The 22,491-nt window shown below is 54.9% G+C and carries 17 protein-coding genes, 1 tRNA gene and 1 pseudogene; 18 read left to right on the plus strand and 1 reads right to left on the minus strand.

Annotation, left to right across the window (positions count from 1 at the left end; translation table 11 throughout):
- From FHW66_RS19820 to rpoC, 10 genes and pseudogenes are all read left to right on the plus strand, one after another.
- Positions 1-92, plus strand: a pseudogene (locus FHW66_RS19820) (hypothetical protein); the annotation flags it as partial.
- Positions 93-173: 81 nt separating this feature from the next.
- A tRNA-Trp gene (locus FHW66_RS19825) sits at positions 174-249 on the plus strand.
- A 35-nt stretch (positions 250-284) separates the two neighbouring features.
- Positions 285-665: a preprotein translocase subunit SecE gene (secE, locus tag FHW66_RS19830; protein WP_183381555.1), complete on the plus strand. Its 381-nt coding sequence runs from the start codon at positions 285-287 to the stop codon at positions 663-665.
- 2 nt (positions 666-667) lie between these two features.
- On the plus strand, positions 668-1,258 hold the full coding sequence (gene nusG, locus FHW66_RS19835) for a transcription termination/antitermination protein NusG (protein WP_183381556.1): 591 nt from the start codon (positions 668-670) through the stop codon (positions 1,256-1,258).
- A 134-nt stretch (positions 1,259-1,392) separates the two neighbouring features.
- Positions 1,393-1,824, plus strand: a complete 432-nt coding sequence (gene rplK, locus FHW66_RS19840; protein WP_183381557.1) for a 50S ribosomal protein L11 — start codon at positions 1,393-1,395, stop codon at positions 1,822-1,824.
- On the plus strand, positions 1,824-2,519 hold the full coding sequence (gene rplA / locus FHW66_RS19845; RefSeq protein WP_183381558.1) for a 50S ribosomal protein L1: 696 nt from the start codon (positions 1,824-1,826) through the stop codon (positions 2,517-2,519). Before rplK ends, rplA begins: the two co-directional genes overlap by 1 nt.
- Positions 2,520-2,846: 327 nt before the next feature.
- Positions 2,847-3,344 (plus strand): 50S ribosomal protein L10, encoded by a 498-nt coding sequence (rplJ, locus tag FHW66_RS19850; protein WP_183381559.1) that lies wholly within the window; start codon positions 2,847-2,849, stop codon positions 3,342-3,344.
- A gap of 97 nt (positions 3,345-3,441) precedes the next feature.
- Positions 3,442-3,819, plus strand: a complete 378-nt coding sequence (gene rplL / locus FHW66_RS19855) for a 50S ribosomal protein L7/L12 (RefSeq protein ID WP_183381560.1) — start codon at positions 3,442-3,444, stop codon at positions 3,817-3,819.
- 325 nt (positions 3,820-4,144) lie between these two features.
- Complete coding sequence (rpoB, locus tag FHW66_RS19860) at positions 4,145-8,251, plus strand: DNA-directed RNA polymerase subunit beta (protein WP_183381561.1); 4,107 nt, start codon at positions 4,145-4,147, stop codon at positions 8,249-8,251.
- Positions 8,252-8,595: 344 nt separating this feature from the next.
- Entirely contained in the window at positions 8,596-12,834 is a 4,239-nt protein-coding gene (rpoC, locus tag FHW66_RS19865) for a DNA-directed RNA polymerase subunit beta' (protein WP_183381562.1), read from the plus strand.
- Positions 12,835-12,945: 111 nt separating this feature from the next.
- Here the strand turns inward: rpoC and FHW66_RS19870 are convergent, their stop codons facing one another.
- Entirely contained in the window at positions 12,946-13,842 is an 897-nt protein-coding gene (locus tag FHW66_RS19870) for a LysR family transcriptional regulator (RefSeq protein ID WP_183381563.1), read from the minus strand.
- Positions 13,843-13,996: 154 nt separating this feature from the next.
- On the opposite strand from FHW66_RS19870, the gene speB reads away from it, so the two are divergent.
- The 8 genes from speB (at position 13,997) to FHW66_RS19910 (ending at position 22,414) form a co-directional block, all read left to right on the plus strand.
- Entirely contained in the window at positions 13,997-14,947 is a 951-nt protein-coding gene (gene speB / locus FHW66_RS19875; protein WP_183381564.1) for an agmatinase, read from the plus strand.
- A gap of 22 nt (positions 14,948-14,969) precedes the next feature.
- Positions 14,970-15,860, plus strand: coding sequence for a sugar phosphate isomerase/epimerase (locus FHW66_RS19880; protein WP_255459079.1), 891 nt, complete (start codon positions 14,970-14,972; stop codon positions 15,858-15,860).
- Between the two features lie 2 nt (positions 15,861-15,862).
- Positions 15,863-16,930, plus strand: coding sequence for an isopenicillin N synthase family oxygenase (locus tag FHW66_RS19885; protein ID WP_183381565.1), 1,068 nt, complete (start codon positions 15,863-15,865; stop codon positions 16,928-16,930).
- A gap of 66 nt (positions 16,931-16,996) precedes the next feature.
- On the plus strand, positions 16,997-17,806 hold the full coding sequence (locus tag FHW66_RS19890) for a transporter substrate-binding domain-containing protein (protein WP_183381566.1): 810 nt from the start codon (positions 16,997-16,999) through the stop codon (positions 17,804-17,806).
- 30 nt (positions 17,807-17,836) lie between these two features.
- A complete protein-coding gene (locus tag FHW66_RS21155; protein WP_183381567.1) occupies positions 17,837-19,408 on the plus strand; it encodes an amino acid ABC transporter permease/ATP-binding protein in 1,572 nt (523 codons plus the stop codon).
- Positions 19,392-20,147, plus strand: coding sequence for a class II aldolase/adducin family protein (locus FHW66_RS19900; RefSeq protein WP_183381568.1), 756 nt, complete (start codon positions 19,392-19,394; stop codon positions 20,145-20,147). Before FHW66_RS21155 ends, FHW66_RS19900 begins: the two co-directional genes overlap by 17 nt.
- A 12-nt stretch (positions 20,148-20,159) precedes the next feature.
- Positions 20,160-21,104, plus strand: a complete 945-nt coding sequence (locus FHW66_RS19905) for a glyoxylate/hydroxypyruvate reductase A (RefSeq protein WP_183381569.1) — start codon at positions 20,160-20,162, stop codon at positions 21,102-21,104.
- 230 nt (positions 21,105-21,334) lie between these two features.
- Positions 21,335-22,414 (plus strand): hypothetical protein, encoded by a 1,080-nt coding sequence (locus tag FHW66_RS19910; RefSeq protein WP_183381570.1) that lies wholly within the window; start codon positions 21,335-21,337, stop codon positions 22,412-22,414.
- Positions 22,415-22,491: the final 77 nt, after the last annotated feature.

Raw genomic sequence — 22,491 nt, forward strand, 5'->3', positions numbered from 1 at the left:
TCGCGATGGAAGAAGGTCTGCGTTTCGCGATTCGTGAAGGCGGCCGTACTGTTGGTGCAGGCGTTGTTGCAAGCATCCTGCCTGACGCGTAATAAATGAAGTAGCAGTTTGCCGCAGCGTGGAATCTAAACTTTTCGCGCTGCGGCATTCGTGTCTCAATCAAGTGTTTTCGTAGGGGCGTAGCTCAATTGGCAGAGCGTCGGTCTCCAAAACCGAAGGTTGGGGGTTCGATGCCCTCCGCCCCTGCCACCGAATCAGGTGAGTAGGGTACTGAAAGTAAAACAATGTCTAACCAGTCTGTACAAGCCGTCAGCACGTCGAGTGATAAGCTCAAGGTTGCATTAGCGATCGTGGCAGTCCTCGCTGGTGTCGTTGGTTTTTTTGTATTGTCCAGTCAAGCAACGGCTGTACGTGCGCTAGCCCTAGTGGCTGGTTTGCTGGTGGCAGTAGGTTTTGCCTGGACCTCGGCTCAAGGTCGTGGTTTCATCGGCTTTGCCAAGGAAGCAGTACGCGAAACCAAAAAAGTTGTCTGGCCGACTCGTAAAGAAGCGATGCAGATCACGGCGATTGTGTTCGTCTTTGTGTTGATCATGGCAATCTTCCTTTGGGGTACGGACAAATTGCTCGAATTCCTCTTGTACGACGTAATTTTGGGCTGGAAATAAACATGAGCGATAGCACGCAAGATAGCGCACCGGTTGGTGCGCAAAGCGTTTCAGGCGTGAGTAAAAAGCGCTGGTACGTGGTACATGCATATTCCGGCATGGAAAAAAGTGTGCAGCGCGCACTGACTGAGCGTATTGATCGCGCAGGCATGCAAGATCAATTTGGCCAAATTCTGGTGCCGACTGAAGAAGTCGTTGACGTCAAGAATGGCCACAAGTCGGTTACTGAACGTCGTTTCTTCCCAGGTTATGTACTGGTTGAAATGGAAATGACGGACGAGACCTGGCATCTGGTGAAAAATACTAGCAAGGTCACCGGATTTATCGGTGGTAAGTCGAATCGTCCAACACCGATTCCGCCGCATGAAGTCGACAAGATCATGCAGCAAATGCAAGATGGCATTGAAAAGCCGCGTCCAAAGGTGTTGTACGAAGTGGGCGAAATGGTTCGTATCAAGGATGGTCCATTTACCGATTTCAACGGCAACGTGGAAGAAGTGAATTACGAAAAATCCCGTGTGCGTGTCTCAGTGACTATTTTCGGTCGTGCAACACCAGTCGAACTCGAGTTCGGCCAGGTCGAAAAAGTTTAAGTCAACAAATTCAGCGCCCGCCAGAGCGCAGCAAAATGAGAATTTCGCTCAATCAGGCAGTAGCAGAGGAGCCCCAGTAAGGTGTCGCAAGACGAATGAACAGGCGCTAACACTCAATCAACGTAGGAGCCATCATGGCAAAGAAAATTATCGGTTTTATCAAGCTGCAAGTGCCAGCTGGTAAAGCAAATCCATCCCCTCCAATTGGTCCAGCGCTGGGTCAGCGCGGTCTGAATATCATGGAATTCTGCAAGGCGTTCAACGCCCAGACTCAAGGTCATGAGCCAGGTCTGCCAATTCCAGTTGTGATCACTGCGTTCGCAGACAAGTCTTTCACATTCGTGATGAAGACCCCGCCAGCAACGATCCTGATCAAGAAGGCTGCTGGTATTCAAAAGGGTTCTGCCAAGCCACATACAGATAAGGTTGGCAAGATCACACGTAAACAAGCGGAAGAAATCGCTACCCAGAAGAAGCCGGATCTTACCGCTGCTGATCTGGAAGCGGCTGTGCGTACCATCGCTGGTTCGGCACGTTCCATGGGCATCACGGTGGAGGGTCTGTAATGGCTAAGTTAACCAAACGCGCAAAAGCAATGCAAGGCAAGATCGATAGCACCAAGTCCTACGCTTTCGATAACGCTGTCGCACTGGTCAAGGAATTTGCCACTGCCAAATTCAATGAGTCGATCGACGTGGCGATCCAACTCGGCGTTGACGCCAAGAAGTCGGATCAGGTCGTTCGCGGTTCCGTCGTGTTGCCAGCTGGCACCGGCAAGACCGTTCGTGTCGCTGTATTTGCTTCCGGCGAAAAGGCTGAGCAAGCCAAGGCTGCAGGTGCGGACGTTGTTGGTATGGAAGATCTGGCTGAACAAGTCAAGGCTGGCAACATGCCTTTCGACATCGTGATCGCCTCCCCAGACACCATGCGTATCGTTGGTACCCTGGGTCAAATCCTGGGCCCACGTGGCCTGATGCCAAATCCAAAGGTTGGCACTGTCACTCCTGACGTCGCAACAGCGGTCAAGAATGCCAAGGCTGGTCAAGTTCAGTACCGTACCGATAAGGCTGGTATCGTGCACGCGACTATCGGTCGCAAGTCGTTCTCCGACGCCGATCTGAAGTCGAATCTGGTTGCACTGCTGGACGCACTGAGCAAGGCAAAGCCTGCTACCAGCAAGGGTGTTTACCTGCGTAAGGTTGCGCTGTCGTCCACTATGGGCGCAGGCGTACGTGTGGATCAAACCTCGCTGGCCGCTTAAGTAAAGAATCAAGTCCTCGCTCCTGTCGAAAGATAGTGGCGAGGCAAATCTTTGGGCTGAAGCACTTTGTCAATCAAAGTGCTTCAGGCAATCAAAGACCGTTGGGCGGCGTGTCGCAGTCAGGCACAAAGTTAAAAATTTCAACGATGAAAATCTTGATGACCCAACGCAGATGGTGAACCCGAACAAGTTTTGTAGTCTCGCGCAGTGTTGTTAGTCTTAAATGCTGCAAAGAACTCCTAACGTCGGACGCCGTGTTCGAACCGATGTGAGGCAAACAGGTTTTGTGCCTGTGTCGTCGCCAAGCATCATTTTTGGAGGTTGATCTTGAGTCTCAATCTGAATGACAAAAAGGCCGTTGTCGCCGAAGTCGCTGCCAAAGTAGCAACTGCGCAGACTATCGTCGTGGCCGAATACCGTGGCATCCAGGTTGGTCACTTGACGCAACTGCGCGCCAAAGCGCGTGACCAAGGCGTGTACCTGCGCGTGTTGAAAAACACACTCGCACGTCGCGCTGTTGAGGGCACCGCATTTGCCAACCTCGCCGATGAAATGACCGGTCCGCTGATCTATTCGATCTCGGAAGATGCCGTTGCTGCAGCCAAAGTCCTCGCTGACTTTGCTAAAACCAACGACAAGCTGGTCGTCAAGGCGGGTAACTATGCCGGTAAGCAGCTGGATAAAGCAGCTGTCACCGCATTGGCAAATATTCCAAGCCGCGAAGTTCTGCTGGCCCAGTTGTTGGGCATGATGCAGGTTCCGGTCGCTGGTTTTGCGCGTGGTCTGGCTGCTCTGGCAGCCAAGAAAGAATCCGAAGCTGCATAAGGCAGTGGCTGCAGCGATGCAGCCCCCTGTTGAGCACTTCGCATTTTTGCGTCAGTACCGATTAGATGTTATTACCGAAATAAATTAGGAGTTTCAAATGGCAATTAGCAAAGACGAAATCTTGGAAGCCGTAGGCGCCTTGACCGTGTTGGAATTGAATGACCTGGTAAAGGCATTCGAAGAGAAGTTTGGTGTTTCCGCTGCAGCAATGGCTGTTGCTGGTCCTGCAGGTGGCGCTGGTGCTGCTGCAGCTGCTGAAGAGCAAACTGAGTTCACCGTTGTTCTGGCCGAAGTTGGCGCGAACAAGGTTGGCGTGATTAAGGCAGTTCGCGAAATCACCGGTCTGGGTCTGAAGGAAGCTAAGGATCTGGTTGACGGCGCACCGAAGCCAGTCAAGGAAGGCATCGCCAAGGCAGACGCTGAAGCAGCTAAGAAGAAGCTGGAAGAAGCTGGCGCGAAAGCAGAACTCAAGTAATTGTTACTTGATCTGGAAACTGAGCTGGTTCGCCGGCAATAGCTTCCACCGGAGTCAAAGTACAGAGTCCTTTGAAAAAAGGATTCGGCTTTGGCTCCTTTGTCGTTTCGAAAATTTTGTATGCGGATTGGCTTTATTGCAATTCGTTTAATGCTGAGCGATTTCTTGACTGCTGATCGATTGAATTTAACATCAGACAAGCAAGAAGGCGCGGTAGCCCTGACTGAAGGGCCGAGACTTGAGGTTTCGCTGCAACTAATCGCGACATCAAGCGATACGGGCGAGTCCTGAACTCTCTATCCTTCCTGTCACTCACGGAGTGTCCATGCACTACTCATTTACTGAGAAGAAGCGTATTCGTAAGTCTTTTGCGAAACGCGCTAACGTCCACAACGTTCCGTTCCTGCTAGCGACTCAGATCGAGTCATACCAGACATTCTTGCAAACGGACAAAACAGCGTCCCAGCGTAAGAACGAAGGTCTGCAATCGGCCTTTACATCGATTTTCCCTATCGTTTCGCACAATGGTTTTGCGCGTCTCGAATTCCTCTCCTATGTGTTGGGCGCGCCGCCGTTCGACGTCAAGGAATGTCAACAACGTGGCCTGACCTTTGCGTCGCCGCTGCGTGCCAAGGTGCGTCTGGTGATCCTGGATAAGGAATCGCCAACCAAGCCGGTTGTCAAGGAAATGAAGGAACAGGAAGTCTACATGGGCGAATTGCCGCTCATGACGACGACCGGTTCGTTCGTTATCAACGGTACTGAGCGCGTTATCGTGTCTCAGTTGCACCGTTCCCCTGGCGTGTTCTTTGAACATGACCGCGGCAAGACCCACTCATCTGGCAAGCTGCTGTTCTCGGCGCGTATCATTCCTTACCGTGGCTCATGGCTGGACTTTGAATTTGATCCGAAGGACATCCTGTTCTTCCGCGTTGACCGTCGTCGCAAGATGCCAGTCACGATCCTGCTCAAAGCCATCGGCATGACCTCCGAGCAGATCCTCGCGAACTTCTTCGTATTTGATAACTTTGCATTGCGCGCTGATGGCGCGGACATGGAATTTGTGTCCGAGCGTCTGCGTGGCGAAGTCGCACGTTTCGACATCGCTGACAAGTCCGGCAAGGTACTGGTTGCCAAGGACAAGCGTATCAACGCCAAGCACGTGCGTGACATCGAGGCTGCAGGCATCAAGCAAATTTCCGTTCCAGAAGACTATCTGCTGGGCCGCGTGCTGGCCAAGAACATCGTCGACGGTGACACCGGTGAAATCATTGCTTCAGCCAATGACGAACTGACCGAAGAGCTGTTGGACCGCCTGCGCGAAGCCAACATTGATGCTATCCAGACCCTGTACACCAATGATCTGGATCAGGGTGGATACATCTCGCAAACGCTGCGCACAGACGACACTGCTGACCAGACTGCTGCCCGCGTAGCGATCTATCGCATGATGCGTCCTGGCGAACCGCCAACCGAAGATTCGGTGGAGGCGTTGTTCAACGGTCTTTTCTATAGCGAAGACCGCTACGATCTGTCGGCTGTCGGCCGCATGAAGTTCAATCGCCGTATTGGCCGTGATGAACTGACTGGCGCCATGACCTTGTCGAACGAAGACATTCTGGCTGTGATCAAGATTCTCGTGGAACTGCGCAATGGTCGCGGCGAAGTCGACGATATCGATCACTTGGGTAACCGTCGCGTACGTTGCGTCGGCGAACTGGCAGAAAACCAATTCCGCGCTGGTCTGGTACGTGTTGAGCGTGCAGTCAAGGAACGCCTCGGCCAAGCGGAAGCAGATAACCTGATGCCGCATGATCTGATCAATTCCAAGCCGATATCGGCCGCGATCCGTGAGTTCTTCGGTTCGTCGCAGTTGTCCCAGTTTATGGATCAGACCAACCCGTTGTCGGAAATCACCCACAAGCGTCGTGTTTCCGCTCTGGGACCTGGTGGCCTGACCCGCGAACGCGCTGGCTTTGAAGTGCGTGACGTGCACCCGACTCACTATGGTCGCGTCTGCCCGATCGAAACGCCTGAAGGCCCGAACATTGGTCTGATCAACTCGCTCGCGCTGTATGCGCGTTTGAATGAGTATGGCTTCCTCGAAACGCCTTACCGCAAGGTTGAGGGCAGCAAGGTGACCAATCAGATCGACTATCTGTCGGCAATCGAAGAAGGTCGCTACATCATCGCTCAGGCGAATGCGACCATCGACGGCTCCGGCAAACTGTCCGACGAACTGGTATCGGCGCGTGAAGCTGGTGAAACCATTCTGGTCTCGCCAGAGCGCGTTCAGTACATGGACGTTGCGCCAGGTCAGGTCGTGTCGGTTGCTGCCTCGCTGATTCCATTCCTTGAGCACGATGACGCGAACCGTGCGTTGATGGGTGCCAACATGCAACGTCAGGCTGTGCCTTGCTTGCGTCCGGAAAAACCACTGGTTGGTACCGGTATCGAGCGTACCGTGGCGGTTGACTCTGGCACCACCGTGCAAGCCCTGCGTGGCGGCGTGGTTGACTACGTCGATGCTGGTCGTGTGGTGATTCGCGTTAATGACGAAGAAGCACAGGCTGGTGAAGTCGGTGTGGATATCTACAACCTGATCAAGTACACCCGTTCTAACCAGAACACCAACATCAACCAACGTCCTATCGTCAAGGTTGGTGACCGTGTTGCCAAGCACGACGTGATCGCTGACGGTGCGTCGACCGATCTGGGTGAGCTGGCACTGGGTCAGAACATGCTGGTCGCCTTTATGCCATGGAACGGCTACAACTTCGAAGATTCGATTCTGATCTCCGAAAAGGTCGTGGCAGATGATCGCTACACCTCGATCCACATCGAAGAATTGTCGGTTGTTGCACGTGACACCAAGTTGGGAGCGGAAGAAATCACCCGCGATATCTCCAACCTGGCCGAAAACCAACTGGCACGTCTGGATGAATCCGGTATCACTTACATCGGCGCTGAAGTCGAAGCAGGCGATACGCTGGTTGGTAAGGTGACGCCGAAGGGTGAAACCCAGCTGACACCAGAAGAAAAGCTGCTGCGCGCGATCTTCGGTGAAAAAGCGTCCGACGTGAAAGACACTTCGCTGCGCGTGCCGTCCGGTATGGTCGGTACCGTCATCGACGTGCAAGTGTTTACCCGCGAAGGTATCCAACGTGACAAGCGAGCACAACAGATCATCGATGATGAACTCAAGCGCTATCGCCTGGACCTGAACGACCAGTTGCGTATCGTTGAAGGCGATGCCTTCCAGCGTCTGGAAAAGATGCTGATCGGTAAGGTCGCCAATGGGGGCCCGAAGAAGCTGGTCAAGGGTACCAAGCTGAGCAAGGAATACCTGGACGACCTCGACAAGTATCACTGGTTCGACATCCGTCCGGCTGACGACGATATGGCAACTGCCCTTGAAGCGATCAAGGAATCGATCGCCGAGAAGCGTCACCAGTTCGATCTGGCGTTTGAAGAGAAGCGCAAGAAGCTGACTCAGGGCGATGAACTGCCACCAGGCGTGCAAAAGATGGTCAAGGTCTATCTGGCCGTGAAGCGTCGCTTGCAGCCAGGCGACAAGATGGCCGGTCGTCACGGTAACAAGGGTGTGGTTTCCCGCATTCTGCCGATCGAAGACATGCCGCACATGGCTGACGGGACGCCAGCCGACATCGTGCTGAACCCGCTGGGTGTGCCATCGCGTATGAACGTCGGTCAGGTGCTGGAAGTCCATCTGGGTTGGGCGGCCAAGGGTCTGGGCCTGCGTATCGGCGAAATGCTGAATGCACAGGTACAAATCGCTGAGTTGCGCAAGTTCCTGACCACGATCTACAACGAGTCCGGCAAGCAGGAAGAGCTCGACAAGTTCAGCGATCATGAAATTCTGGAACTGGCGAACAACCTGAAGAAGGGCGTCCCATTTGCAACGCCGGTGTTTGACGGTGCGCACGAATCGGAAACGCGTCGTATGCTCGATCTGGCTTACCCAGACCACATCGCCAAGCAACTCGGTATGACCCCGTCCAAGAACCAGGTCACCATGTATGACGGCCGCACCGGTGAAGCTTTTGAGCGCACAGTGACCGTTGGCTACATGCACTACCTGAAGCTGCATCACTTAGTTGATGACAAGATGCATGCCCGTTCGACTGGTCCTTACTCGCTGGTAACTCAGCAGCCTCTGGGCGGTAAGGCACAGTTCGGTGGTCAGCGTTTCGGTGAAATGGAAGTCTGGGCACTGGAAGCTTACGGCGCATCGTATGTGCTGCAAGAAATGCTGACCGTGAAGTCAGATGACGTGAACGGCCGTACCAAGGTTTATGAAAACCTGGTCAAGGGCGACCACGTCATCGACGCTGGCATGCCAGAGTCCTTCAACGTGTTGGTCAAGGAAATCCGCTCGCTCGGTATCGATATCGATCTCGAACGCGACTGATTTTCCGATGAGGTGGAGCAGGGCTGGTAATTCGGCCCTGCTTCACCTTTTTTGCTTTCGGCACAGCGGGCTATAACGCTGTATACTAATTGGTTCACACCAGTATCAAGCCATCTGCACATTGTCAAAAAGCAATATCAGACAATGTGCAAGCAAGTAACAAGTAGTCCCCAAGTAATTCATAAGCAGTTCAAAAGCAGCAAGGACGACCAAGTCTGTCCCGGTATCTGTGGAACCTCGCGCAAGCAAAGGCTCTCCCGCAGATGCGAACAGGGTCTAGCAGCGCGGTACGGCCACCCATCATCTCGTTATACCTAGCGTTTTCACGCTCACTGGAGTGACACATGAAAGCACTGCTCGATCTATTCAAGCAAGTACAGCAAAACGAACAATTCGACGCGATCAAAATTGGTCTGGCGTCGCCTGAGAAAATCCGTTCGTGGTCCTACGGCGAAGTCAAAAAGCCGGAAACCATCAACTACCGTACCTTCAAGCCTGAGCGCGATGGTCTGTTCTGCGCCAAGATCTTTGGCCCGATCAAGGACTACGAATGCCTTTGCGGCAAGTACAAGCGCCTCAAGCACCGTGGCGTTATCTGCGAAAAATGCGGCGTTGAAGTCACGCTGGCCAAGGTGCGCCGCGAGCGCATGGGTCACATTGAGCTGGCTTCCCCAACTGCCCATATCTGGTTCCTGAAGTCGCTGCCATCCCGTCTGGGCATGGTGCTCGACATGACCCTGCGCGATATTGAACGCGTACTGTACTTCGAAGCCTATGTCGTGACCGATCCCGGCATGACCCCGCTCAAGAAGTGCCAGATCATGTCGGAAGATGACTTCGCCGCCAAGTACGAAGAGTACGGCGACGACTTCACCGCATTCATGGGCGCCGAAGGTATCCGTGAACTGCTGCGTTCGATCGACATCGACCGCGACGCAGAAACCCTGCGTCAGGAACTCAAAGAATCCAAGTCAGAAGCCAAGATCAAGAAATACGCCAAGCGCCTGAAAGTGCTGGAAGCGTTCCAACGTTCGGGTATCAAGCCGGACTGGATGATCATGGAAGTACTGCCCGTGCTGCCACCGGAACTGCGTCCGCTGGTCCCGCTGGATGGTGGCCGCTTTGCGACTTCCGACCTGAACGATCTGTATCGCCGCGTCATCAACCGTAATAACCGTCTGAAGCGCCTGATGGAACTGCGCGCACCAGAAATCATTACGCGTAATGAAAAGCGCATGCTGCAAGAAGCGGTTGACTCGCTGCTGGACAACGGTCGTCGTGGTAAGGCAATGACTGGTGCCAACAAGCGTCCGCTGAAGTCGCTGGCTGAAATGATCAAGGGTAAGGGCGGCCGTTTCCGTCAAAACTTGCTTGGTAAGCGCGTCGACTACTCCGGTCGTTCCGTCATCGTGGTGGGTCCACAGCTCAAGCTGCATCAATGCGGTCTGCCAAAGTTGATGGCACTGGAACTGTTCAAACCGTTCATCTTCAACAAGCTCGAACTGATGGGTCTGGCAACAACCATCAAGGCAGCCAAGAAACTGGTTGAAATTCAAGAACCGGTCGTCTGGGACATCCTGGAAGACGTGATTCGCGAACATCCGGTCATGCTGAACCGTGCGCCAACACTGCACCGTCTGGGCATCCAGGCGTTTGAACCAGTCCTGATCGAAGGTAAAGCGATCCAGCTGCATCCGCTAGTCTGCGCGGCGTTCAATGCCGACTTCGACGGTGACCAGATGGCGGTTCACGTTCCACTGTCGATCGAAGCACAGATGGAAGCCCGTACGCTGATGCTGGCTTCGAACAACATCCTGTTCCCGTCCAACGGCGAACCATCGATCGTACCTTCCCAGGATATCGTGCTGGGTCTGTACTACGCGACGCGTGAAGCCATCAATGCCAAGAACGAAGGCATGTTGTTCCAGGACGTCTCTGAAGTGATCCGTGCCTACGACAACAAGGAAGTTGAACTGGCCACACGTGTCACCGTGCGTATCGTTGAAAATCCAAAGGATCCGGTCACTGGTGAATTTGTGCGTACCGTCAAACGTTACGAAACCACAGTCGGTCGTGCCATCCTGTCGGAAATTCTGCCGAAGGGTCTGCCTTTCTCGGTGCTCAATCGCGCACTGAAGAAGAAGGAAATCTCCAAGCTGATCAACACTTCGTTCCGTAAGTGCGGTCTGCGTGCGACAGTCGTGTTTGCTGACCAACTGATGCAATCGGGCTTCCGCCTGGCAACCCGCGCTGGTATTTCGATCTGCGTGGACGACATGCTGGTACCGCCACAAAAGGCCACCATCATTGCCACCGCTGAAAGCGAAGTCAAACAGATTGAACAGCAATACTCGTCCGGTCTGGTGACTGCCGGCGAACGTTACAACAAGGTTGTGGATATCTGGGGCAAGGCTGGCGATGACGTCGGCAAGGCCATGATGGATCAGCTCAAGGTTGAAGACGTGGTCCGCCGCGACGGCACCAAGGGTACCCAAGAGTCGTTCAACGCCATTTACATGATGGCCGACTCCGGTGCCCGTGGTTCCGCAGCGCAGATTCGTCAGCTGGCCGGTATGCGTGGTCTGATGGCAAAACCAGACGGTTCGATTATCGAAACACCGATCACCGCGAACTTCCGCGAAGGTCTGAACGTGTTGCAGTACTTCATCTCGACGCACGGTGCCCGGAAGGGTCTGGCCGACACCGCATTGAAGACAGCGAACTCCGGTTACCTGACACGTCGTCTGGTCGACGTGACCCAGGATCTGGTCGTGATCGAAGACGATTGCGGCACCTCCAACGGCGCGTCCATGAAGGCGCTGGTCGAAGGCGGTGAAGTCATCGAAGCACTGCGCGACCGTATCCTCGGCCGTGTTGCCGCGACCGACATCATCAATCCGGAAACACAGGCAACCCTGTACGAAGCAGGTACCCTGATGGACGAAGATTCGGTGGAAGAAATCGAACGCCTCGGCATCGACGAAGTGAAGGTTCGCACACCGCTGACCTGCGACACCCGTTATGGTCTGTGCGCCAAGTGCTATGGCCGCGATCTGGGCCGCGGTTCACTGGTCAACGCCGGTGAAGCAGTTGGTGTGGTGGCTGCGCAGTCGATTGGTGAACCAGGTACTCAGCTGACGATGCGTACCTTCCACATCGGTGGTGCAGCGTCGCGTGCGGCGGTTGCCTCCTCGGTGGAAGCCAAGTCCAACGGTACCGTTCGCTTCACGGCGACTATGCGTTACGTCACCAACGGCAAGGGCGAGCTGATCGTCATTTCCCGTTCGGGCGAAGTGCTGATCACCGATGATCTGGGCCGTGAACGTGAGCGTCATAAAGTACCGTACGGTGCGACCCTGATCGTCAAGGACGGTCTGGTCATCAAGGCTGGTACGGCATTGGCAACATGGGATCCACTGACACGTCCGATCATCACCGAGTACACCGGTACCGTGAAGTTCGAAAACGTCGAAGAAGGTTCGACCGTCGCCAAGCAGATCGACGAAGTCACCGGTCTGTCGACCTTGGTGGTTATCGATGCCAAGCGTCGTGGTTCCTCGGCTGCCAAGGTACTGCGTCCACAGGTCAAACTGTTGAACGAACAAGGCGAAGAAGTCAAGATCGCTGGTACCGAACACGCTGTGACCATCGGCTTCCAGGTGGGCGCGCTGATTACCGTCAAGGATGGTCAGCAAGTACACGTTGGTGAAGTGCTGGCACGTATCCCGACCGAGTCGCAAAAGACCCGTGACATTACCGGTGGTCTGCCACGCGTGGCCGAACTGTTCGAAGCACGTTCGCCGAAGGACGCAGGTATGCTGGCCGAAGTGACCGGTACCGTTGCATTCGGTAAGGAAACCAAGGGTAAGCAACGTCTGGAAATCACAGACATGGACGGCAACAAGCACGAGTTCCTGATTACCAAGGACAAGCAAGTGCTGGTGCATGACGGCCAGGTCGTGAACAAGGGCGAAATGATTGTTGACGGCCCAGCTGATCCACAAGACATTCTGCGCCTGTTGGGTATCGAAGCACTGGCCCGTTACATCGTCGACGAAGTGCAGGACGTGTACCGTCTGCAAGGCGTGAAGATCAACGACAAGCACATCGAAGTCATCGTGCGTCAGATGTTGCGTCGTGTGCAGGTGGTGGATGCCGGCGATACCAACTACATCGTTGGTGAGCAGGTTGAACGCTCCGAACTGCTGGACGAAAATGATCGCGTGATTGCAGAGAACAAGATCCCTGCAACTTACGAAAACGTCTTGCTGGGTATTACCAAGGCATCGTTGTCGACCGACTCGTTCATCTCTGCCGCATCGTTCCAGGAAACTACACGGGTCCTGACCGAAGCTGCGATCATGGGCAAGAAGGACGGCCTGCGCGGTCTGAAGGAAAACGTCATCGTTGGTCGTCTGATCCCGGCAGGTACCGGTCTGGCGTTCCACCGTGCACGCAAGGAAAAAGACGCATGGGAAGCCGACGAGCGCGCAGCGCTGTTGGAGTCCGAGCGTGCCGCGCGTGCCAGCCAGGCCGAAGCACAAGCTGCTGAAGCTTTCGGTAGTACAGAAGGCGAAGCTTGAGGTAATGGCAGTTCTGTGATGCCGCCTGTAATATGAGCGGCACGCAATGAAAACGGCGTCAGAAGAAATTCTGACGCCGTTTTTTTATTGCTCAACTTGTTTGCAACGCCACTAGCGCCTGCAACCGCGCTTGCCCGGTTGCAGCAATTCACGCATCGCCTGCAACGCAAGTTCACGGCTACGCCCCCGACGCAACACCAGAGAGAACTGCGACTGGTAGCCGAATTCGGAAGGCAGCAGCACCTTTAATCGTCCCTGCTCGACCCAGGATTGCGCATAGTGTTCAGGCAGGTAACCGATATAGCCACCCGACAGAATCAGAATCAACTGTGCTTCCATACTCTCCACTGTCGCCACGCTGCGCTTGAAGCCGTGCCGGCTCAACTCGGTCTGACTCCAATAACTGCGACTGACCACGTTGAGTTCAGAGACCTCCGAAGCACGTAGATTCTTTTGACCGAAGCAAGGATGTCGGTCACTGCAGTACAGCCATTGTTGTTCGCGATAGAGCGGATGGTAGACCAAGCCATTTGCCTTCGTAGGGAAAAATCCCACCGCGATATCGAGATCATTGTCGAGCAGGCCTTTTTGTAGCTCGTACGGACTGCGGATCAGCAAATTCAGGTGCATTGCCGGATACTTGCTCGAAAACATGCCAATCGCTTCGGCCAGCGGTAGCGACCTGTCGGTGACCGTGGTGTCGAGTACGCCGATCTTCAGCGTGCCACCGAGTTCTCCCTTGAGTGAACGGGTATAGCGCTCAAAACCATCCAGCTCGCCCAGCACGCGCAGAGTTTCAGACAGCAGCAGTTCACCTTTGTCAGTGAGCGCAAAGCCACCACGACCTCTTCGGCATAGCGTGAAGCCAACATCACTTTCCAGTTGCGCCATATAGGTACTGATAGCGGACGTAGTCAGATTCAACTCTTGCTGTGCGCGCGCAAAACCCTGATGCCGCACTACCGCTGCAAATATCCGCAATAACTTGAAATCAATGCCTGGTGTCATGAAAAAGCCGTAAAGTTGATAGTTGATTCAGTTCTGAAAATTCGAAACTTATTATTTGATTACTGCTATGTTTTGACAAGTATTGCCCATTGTATAGTCTTCATCAACGCAGCGCCGTCAAGCTGTCAGGCTGCCAGATAAAGGGCAATACACGATGTCAAAAGTTCTTCACCAACCACAAAGCGGCAATGAGATGCCGCGCTTTGCCGGGCGTTCGACCATGATGCGCTTGCCGGCAGTAGATACTGCCGAGGGGCTCGATGTCGCCTTCATCGGTGTGCCGCTCGACATCGGTACGTCCTTGCGAGCCGGTACCCGCTTTGGTCCGCGTCAGATCCGTGCGGAATCGGTGATGATTCGCCCCTACAACATGGCCACCGGTGCTGCTCCCTTCGACTCGTTGTCGGTGGCCGATATCGGCGATGTTGCCATCAACACCTACAACTTGCTGGATTCGGTACGCGTGATCGAAGAAAGCTACACCAGTTTGATGGCGCATCCGGTCATTCCGCTCACCTTGGGCGGTGACCATACGATCACCTTGCCTATCCTGCGCGCATTGGTGCGCAAGCACGGCCCAGTCGGTCTGGTCCATATCGATGCCCACACCGATACCAACGACGATATGTTCGGTGAAAAAATTGCGCATGGCACAACCTTCCGACGCGCCGTCGAAGAAGGTCTGCTCGACTGTCAGCGAGTCGTTCAGATTGGTCAGCGCGCGCAAGGCTACTCAAGCGGTGATTTTCAATGGGGTGTCGATCAAGGATTCCGCCTGATACAGGCCGAGCAATGCTGGTACCGCTCGCTGGCACCATTGATGCAGGAAGTACGTACGCAAATGGGTGCAGGTCCGGTCTATCTGACCTTTGACATCGATGGTATCGACCCAGCCTGGGCACCGGGAACAGGCACACCCGAAGTGGGTGGCCTGACTGCGATACAGGCACTGGAAATCGTGCGCGGTTGCCGCGGCATGAACCTCATTGGCGGCGATCTGGTTGAGGTATCTCCCCCTTACGATCTCAGTGGCAATACCTCCCAACTCGCTGCCAATCTGCTCTACGAAATGCTGTGTGTGTTACCGGGCGTGCACTACCGTTAACAATGACCAGGCAAGGGACTGGATGATGGAACTCAAGCTATTTCGCTCCACCTGGGGCGCACCAGAGCACTGGGCCACTTGCCTGTCGCAATTGCGTGAGGCTGGCTGTGTTGGTCTGGAGGCCCGGCTGCCAATGGATCTTCAAGGCCGGCAATTACTAAGCAAGCGCTTGCAGGCAGAAGGCTTGGACTACATCGCCACCGTCTTCAGTGGGGCAGAGGTGATTCCGCGTCAAGGTGACCGGCCAGCTACGCATCTACAGCATCTGGCACGTGCCTTCGATGCCGCAGCCGAATTGCACCCGCAGTGTGTGAACCTGCTGGCGGGCAATGATCGCTGGCCGTTGTCTGAACAAGTGGATTTTCTGGGGCAGGCACAAGCGCTGGCAGATAGTGCCGGTATCACCTGTACCTTCGAAACACATCGCGCCAGTTCCTTGTACAGCCCGTGGGTGACCCTGGATATCGTGCGTCAGTTACCGCAGTTGCGCTACACCGCCGACATCAGTCATTGGGTCGTCGTCTGTGAGCGGCTACTAGACGATCCGCTTGATGATCTGACACCCTTCCTGCAGCGCGTACACCATGTACAAGCGCGTGTCGGTTATGCGCAAGGACCGCAGGTGCCTGATCCGGCTGCGCCTGAGTATGCCGCCGAGCTGGCATTTCACCAGCGCATTTGGGAGACCATCTGGGCATCGCAGCTGCAACAGGGCTATGCGACGACCACGTTGACGCCCGAGTTCGGTCCGGATGGTTATCTCCATCTGGCGCCTTTTACCCGCGCAGCAGTGGCCGATCTGTGGCAGCTAAATTGCTGGATGGCGCAACAGGAGCGAGCGCATTTTACGCGCTGGTCGCAGCAGCCAGTAGCTCAACCACACGCTCAATCTCACCCTATGGCAGGACTTTGACTATGCAAACCGGACAACGAAATTTCACCGCGTTACCCGTGATCAATATCAGTGGTCTCTACGGCGACACGCTGGCACAGCGCCAGTCCGTCGCTGACCAGCTCGGTGCTGCCGCACGTGATGTCGGTTTCTTCTACATCATCGGTCACGGCATTGATCCCGCACTCATCGCCGGTCTGCGCGAGGCCAGCCGTGTCCTGTTCGCGCAGCAGATGGAATGGAAAATGCGTTATTACATCGGCAATGCATGGGGCCATAAAGGTTATGTGCCCGAAGGTGAAGAGGTGTATTCCAAAGGCCGTCCAGATCATAAGGAGGCGTTCGATATTGGTTTCGAAGTCGCTGATGATCACCCCTTGGTGCGCGCCGGTACGCCACTGATCGGCAACAACAAATGGCCAGACCTACCTGGGTTCAAAGCGGCCGTATCCAGTTACTACGAGGCGGTATTTGCGCTGGGGCGAACCTTGTTTCGAGGTTTTGCGTTGGCATTGGGGCAGCCGGAAGACGCCTTCGATGCGCTGGTAACCTGCCCACCCTCCAAGCTGCGATTGATCCATTACCCGGTTGATAGCGAGGCAGTTGATGCACCCGGGATCGGTGCACATACTGATTACGAATGTTTCACCCTGTTGTTGTCGGATCAACCTGGGCTAGAGGTCATGAACGATCAGGGTGTCTGGGTTGACGCACCACCCTATCGTGCAGCTGGTGAAGAAGCTTTCGTTATCAACATCGGCGACATGCTTGAGGTGATGACCGCTGGCGCGTTTGCTGCTACGTCACACAGAGTGCGCAAGGTGCAGCATGAGCGCTATTCCTTTCCGCTGTTCTTTGCCTGCGACTACCACACCCGCATACGCCCTTTGCCGCAGTTTGCGGTTGCCACCGCCAGTGCCGCTACCGGCTATAACGAACTATCCATTGGCGAGCACATGTATTCACAAGCCCAGCAGACCTATAGCTACCTCAAGCGCAAGGTAGAGGCAGGGGAGCTTGCACTGCCCGCCGGAGCGTTAAAGCCCGGTAGTTTTGGCTACACACGCCCTAAAGCACCGCTTGGGAACTGAGTTTTAACCCCATTCAACCTTGTCCGTTTTTAGCTCGGCCATTCAACCCTCAAGGAGTTTAGCGTCATGAAAGACATCATCCGTACCGCCTCCCTTACCCGCAATCTGGTCGCGCTGACTTTGTCCGCACTGCTGCCACTTGCTGCATTCTCACAAACCAGTGTGCCTGGACAGATCAAGGTCGGCATGGAGATTACCTACCCACCATTTGAATCCTGGCAAGGTGACAAAGTAGTCGGCTTTGATCCCGACGTCGCAGACATGCTGGGCCGCGTATTGAAAGTCAAACCCTCCTTTGTCGACACCAAGTTTCCTAGCCTGATTCTCGGTCTGACCGGTGGTCAGTTCGACGCCATCATTTCCGGCATGTACATCACTCCTGAACGCACCGCACAAGCCGATGCGATTGCCTATGCGCAAACTGGCGCCGCGATCATGGTGGCCAAGGATGGCGGTATCACGCCTAAAACCGAGAAAGACCTCTGTGGTCTCAAGGTTGGTTTGCAAGCTGGTACCAGTTGGGTCAATGCACTCAAAAAGCTGTCCACCGAATATTGCGCGCCGAATGGCAAGCCGGCGGTGGCTGTAAGCGAGTTCCCGACGGCTCCGGAAGTCTCGCAAGCCCTGTTGTCGAAGAACATTCAAGCTCAGATGGAAATTGCCGGCGCTGCCAAGATGCTGGCCGAACGCAGCAAGGGCCGGATCGTCATCAGCTCACCAGCGCTGGTGTATCCGCAAACGCTGGGTATTTATGTGAAAAAGGGCAATACCGCGCTCTATCAGTCCCTGGAAAAAGCCCTCGCGGCAAGTCAGGCCAATGGCGAATATGCCGCGCTGATCAAGAAGTATGATCTTGAGCCTGTGGCGACAAAATAAGCCTTCACTGCTATTCCCCGGAGCCTCCTCATGGAATTAGATTGGTCGTATTTTTGGTCCTTGTTTTCCATGGGGATCTTCTGGCGCGCCTGCCTGACGGTCGTTGAGCTGGGTTCACTCTCCTGGTTGCTGGGCATGGTACTGGGCTTCTTTCTGGCCAGTGCCCGCCTGTCTACTACGCGTTGGATCAGTCTGCTGGCATGGACTTATATCTGGCTGTTTCGCAGCGTGCCATTGCTAGTGGTAGTCGTGGTGGTGTTCAATCTGCCGCAAATTTTTCCACTGAGTCGGAGCATCATCGGCGATCCCTTCTTCGCGGGGCTGGTTGCCATGGTGTTGACTGAGGCGGCCTATATGGCAGAAATTCACCGCGGTGGCCTGCAATCTGTCCCGCGCGGTCAGCGCGAAGCCGGACGGGCACTTGCATTCGGCCGCCTCGGCACGCTGCGCCTGATCGTACTGCCGCAGGCTTTCCGGATTGCCTTGCCGACCTTGATCAATGAATATGTCACCATCATCAAGTTGACCTCGCTGGTATCGGTCATTTCGCTGCCTGAGTTATTGATGACTGGTCTGCGTCTGTATTCACAGAACTTTCTGGTGATGGAAACGCTACTCGGCGTGGCGGTGTACTACGTGATGCTGGTTACGCTCTTTAGTACCTTGCTGGGTTGGCTGGAGCGCACGCTGGATTTGCAAAAACGGCAGTCCGTGACCCTCAGCGAGAGTGAATGTGCCTCATTGCGCAACAGCCTGGGTACACCCTTAGCCAACCAAGCCGTGGCTACAGCCCCTGGTCAACCTAGTGCACTGGAGCTACGTGACATCCATAAAACCTATGGTGCCCATCAAGTGCTAAAAGGGGTCAACCTGACCGTTGGTGCAGGTGAGGTAATCACTATCATCGGCCCATCCGGCTCGGGCAAAACATCATTGATCCGCACCATCAACGCGCTGGAAAAAATCGATCAGGGCGAGACCATTCTCTTCGGTGAGAGTTACATCAACGCCAGCGAGTCACTGGAAAGCAAACTGGTACGCAAGGGTATTCGTCGTATCGGCATGGTGTTCCAGAATTTCAACTTGTTCCCTCATCTGAGCGTGCTTGAAAACGTGTTGCTGGCACCGCACTATCACCATCAGCCAGCCGATGCCAAGCTGCGCGAGGGACAAGCCCTGCAATTGCTGGACAAGGTTGGCTTACTCGCCCATCAGCATAAATACCCGCATCAGCTCTCCGGTGGGCAACAACAACGGGTTGCCATCGCCCGCGCATTGGCCATGTCACCAGACGTCATGCTGTTTGACGAGCCGACTTCAGCGCTCGATCCAGAACTGGTAGGCGAGGTACTCAAAGTCATTCAGGATCTGGCGCAGGAGGGCATGACCATGATCATCGTGACCCACGAAATGGACTTCGCATTGGCGATCTCGAACCGTATTCTGTTCATGGAAAGTGGTCGTATCCAGCTCGATGCGACACCACAGCAAATCCGGCAGACAACGACAGCCGATGTGGCTACGTTACGGGTGCGCCGCTTTATGGGAATAGAAGCGGGACTAGAAACAGGATTGGAATTGCAAAATGACCACAACCCCTGACGAACTCAAGCTGCGTCGCGACCTCGCGGCTGCTTACCGGCTGGCCGCGCTGTTTGGCTGGGACGACACGCTCTACACCCACTTCTCGGTCAGACTACCGCGTGCATCCGGTGCGGCACCAGAGGATGACCGCTTCCTGATCAATCCCTTCGGCTTGATGTTTGATGAAGTGCGCGCCAGTGATTTACTGGTGGTCGATCTGCACGGCCGTGTTGTCTCTGGCAATGCAGACTATAACGTTGCGGGCTTCACCATCCACAGCGCCGTGCACATGGCGCGTGACGACGCCCACTGCGTCTTGCATACCCACACCCTGGCGGGCATGGCAGTCGCTGCTTGCGAACAAGGGCTGCTGCAACTGAACCAGATCAGTACCGAGTTCTATCAACGCGTGGGAACACATGCCTACGAAGGTGTTGCCTTTGATCTGGGCGAGCGCGAGCGCATTCAGCAATCACTCGGCAATAATATTGCCTTGCTGCTGCGCCACCATGGATTGTTGTCGGTCGGTGTTAGCGTGGCGGATGCGTTTGCCATCATGTTCTACCTCAATCGCGCCTGCGAAATCCAGATCGCTGCAGGGCAGATGGCAAGTATTGCTGGCCCGGTTACGCGCATACCGACCCACCTCAGCGAACATGCCTGCGCGCAGCTGCAAAGTGTGGAACAGGAGCGGCAAATACTCTGGCAAGCGTGGTTGCGTCGTCTCGACCGCATTGATCCTTCCTACCGCGATTGAGCTCTTACCGCTATGCCGACTCTCCTTCTCTGTAGTGCGACCGATGACCTTGGCGAGCTGCACGCACTATTTCGCCAAGAGGTGGCGCAGCGCATGCCGGACCTGCAAGTAAGATTGTGGCCAGACATGCCAGACCCAGCCGATGTTGAGGTTGTCGCCGGCTGGTACCCACCTGCAGCGTTGCTGCAAAGCCTGCCTAATTTACGTCTGGTTTCATCGATTGCCGCGGGGGTTGACCATGTACTCGGTCCTGCGCAGCCTCGTCCTGAGGTACCGATCTGTCGTATCGTTGACCCTGCATTGGCAGCCGGAATGGCTGAATATGTTCTATGGGCCGTACTGTACTACCACCGGGCGCTGGATCAGGCGATGCAGCAGCAGACGCAACGTCGATGGAAAATTCCGGCACAAAAGCCAGCTCACCAGACCCATGTCGGCCTGCTGGGGTTGGGGGCACTGGGCAGCCATCTGGCCAAGGTGTTACGTGATCAGGGCTTCACCGTCAGTGGCTGGTCGCGTTCTGTGCATGCGATCGACGGTGTAAGTACCTTTGCCGGTCGTGATGCACTAGACACATTTCTGCAGGCACCCGACATCGTGGTCTGTCTGCTGCCGCTGACCGATGCGACGCGTCACCTCCTCAATCGCCGATTTTTTCAAACCTTGAAGCCAGGCGCGGCAGTGGTACATTGCGGCCGGGGTGAGCATCTGGTGGTGGATGACTTGCTGGAGTCGCTCGATCAGCAGTATTTGCGCGGTGCTGTGCTGGATGTTTTTGCACAGGAGCCGCTCCCGCCAGCGAGCGTGCTGTGGAGGCACCCGCGTGTGGTGATTACTCCCCATATGGCATCCAGCGCAGAGCCCATGACCATCGTTCATCAAATACTGGATAACGTGCAACGTGTACGAAACGGCTTGCCCGTACTCCATGCCGTGGATCGTAGCGCCGGTTATTAAGGTTTCAGCGGTACCAACGAAAGTGGCGTCAGAAATCACTCTGATGCGGCTTTTTATGCATTTTTAGTCTGGTGTTCGCAGCGCCGGTACGTGTTTTTTGAAAAGTTGCCGAAATGCATCATAACTGTGCTAAATTGAATGTTGTAAGTTTGGCAACACTCAACCGCAAAGCCAGTCAGTGTGCTTACTCCTCTGGTCGCGGCTTTCGCTCATCCTGAGAAGAAGGACACATGACAACACCTACTGAAGATGCATCAGCGCCTCCTCCCATCGCCGACGGCGGTGAAATACAGACCCTGCAGTTCGAACCGCAACAGGCCGCCCTGTTACAGCAGATGTCACAGGAATTGGCCAATCATGGTGGCCCTCAGGCCGAAGGCACCGCGCATCTAGCATCCCTTGCCGCCCACCAGCTCAAACCCGCATTATCAAAAGCGCAGCAGACCATGCTGAAATCGTATGCACATGGACAGATATCCGTGTTGAAAATGACGGGCTTGCATCACGTCACCAACGCTCCTGCACCACAGAACTTGCCAGCCTTGTCCTCGCTGGAGAAAAGCGCGGACATTCTGACCCTAGGCTCACGCAACCAGATTTTACTGAGCATGGTGGACCACACTAGCTTTGCTTACGATATTGACAATGAAGCCAAGCTGATCCGCCTCGTCGCCAATTTCAATGGTGGCGGCCACGAAAAGATCATGGCCGAGCCAGAAAGAGCAGACCTCAGCTCCCACTCCGGACTGGCCTTGGGGCCACATACGGAGGCACCTTACTGGTGTGCCGTTACCGCAGAAAATGGTCACTCTCCATCGCCCTCTGCCTTGATTCTTTCTGCGCTCTGGAACCCCGCCAATGAACCGACCTCTGTCATTCCATTGGCACCGATTCTGGAGCAGATCGGCGTCGCAGACAGTCTGGCATTGACGACCCGACATTTCAACTTCACCCGTAGTGACTCCTTTGTCAGAGGCAAGGGAGAGGAGGGGCGTGGTGTCTCCATTCTGGATTTTAAAGACAAGATCGGACTCGCCGTACGCTTTAACACCTACCGATTCTCGGTGGATGCCAATGCATCGCACTACGTGAAGCGTGCCTACCAACACTTCCATGACGCAGTTGCGCAGAGCACACCGATGCAAACCGTACTGACGCAGGAGAACGCCATCATCATCAACAATCATCGCGCACTTCACTGCCGCGATATCGTCCGAGACAACCGCCGCCTGCTGGTTCGGCTATTCGGTCTGGCGTCCTATGCGGAGCCAGTAGTCATTGCCAAAGACCCTTTGTTATTACGTGGGTGAGTCAGGAACCGCCGCTCACCAACGGCAACATTTGCCACCACGGCAACCTCAATCAACAGTAGCTCAAGCAGTGGAGA

The organism is Herbaspirillum sp. Sphag64 (genome assembly GCF_014192645.1).
Classification (GTDB): domain Bacteria; phylum Pseudomonadota; class Gammaproteobacteria; order Burkholderiales; family Burkholderiaceae_D; genus Herbaspirillum.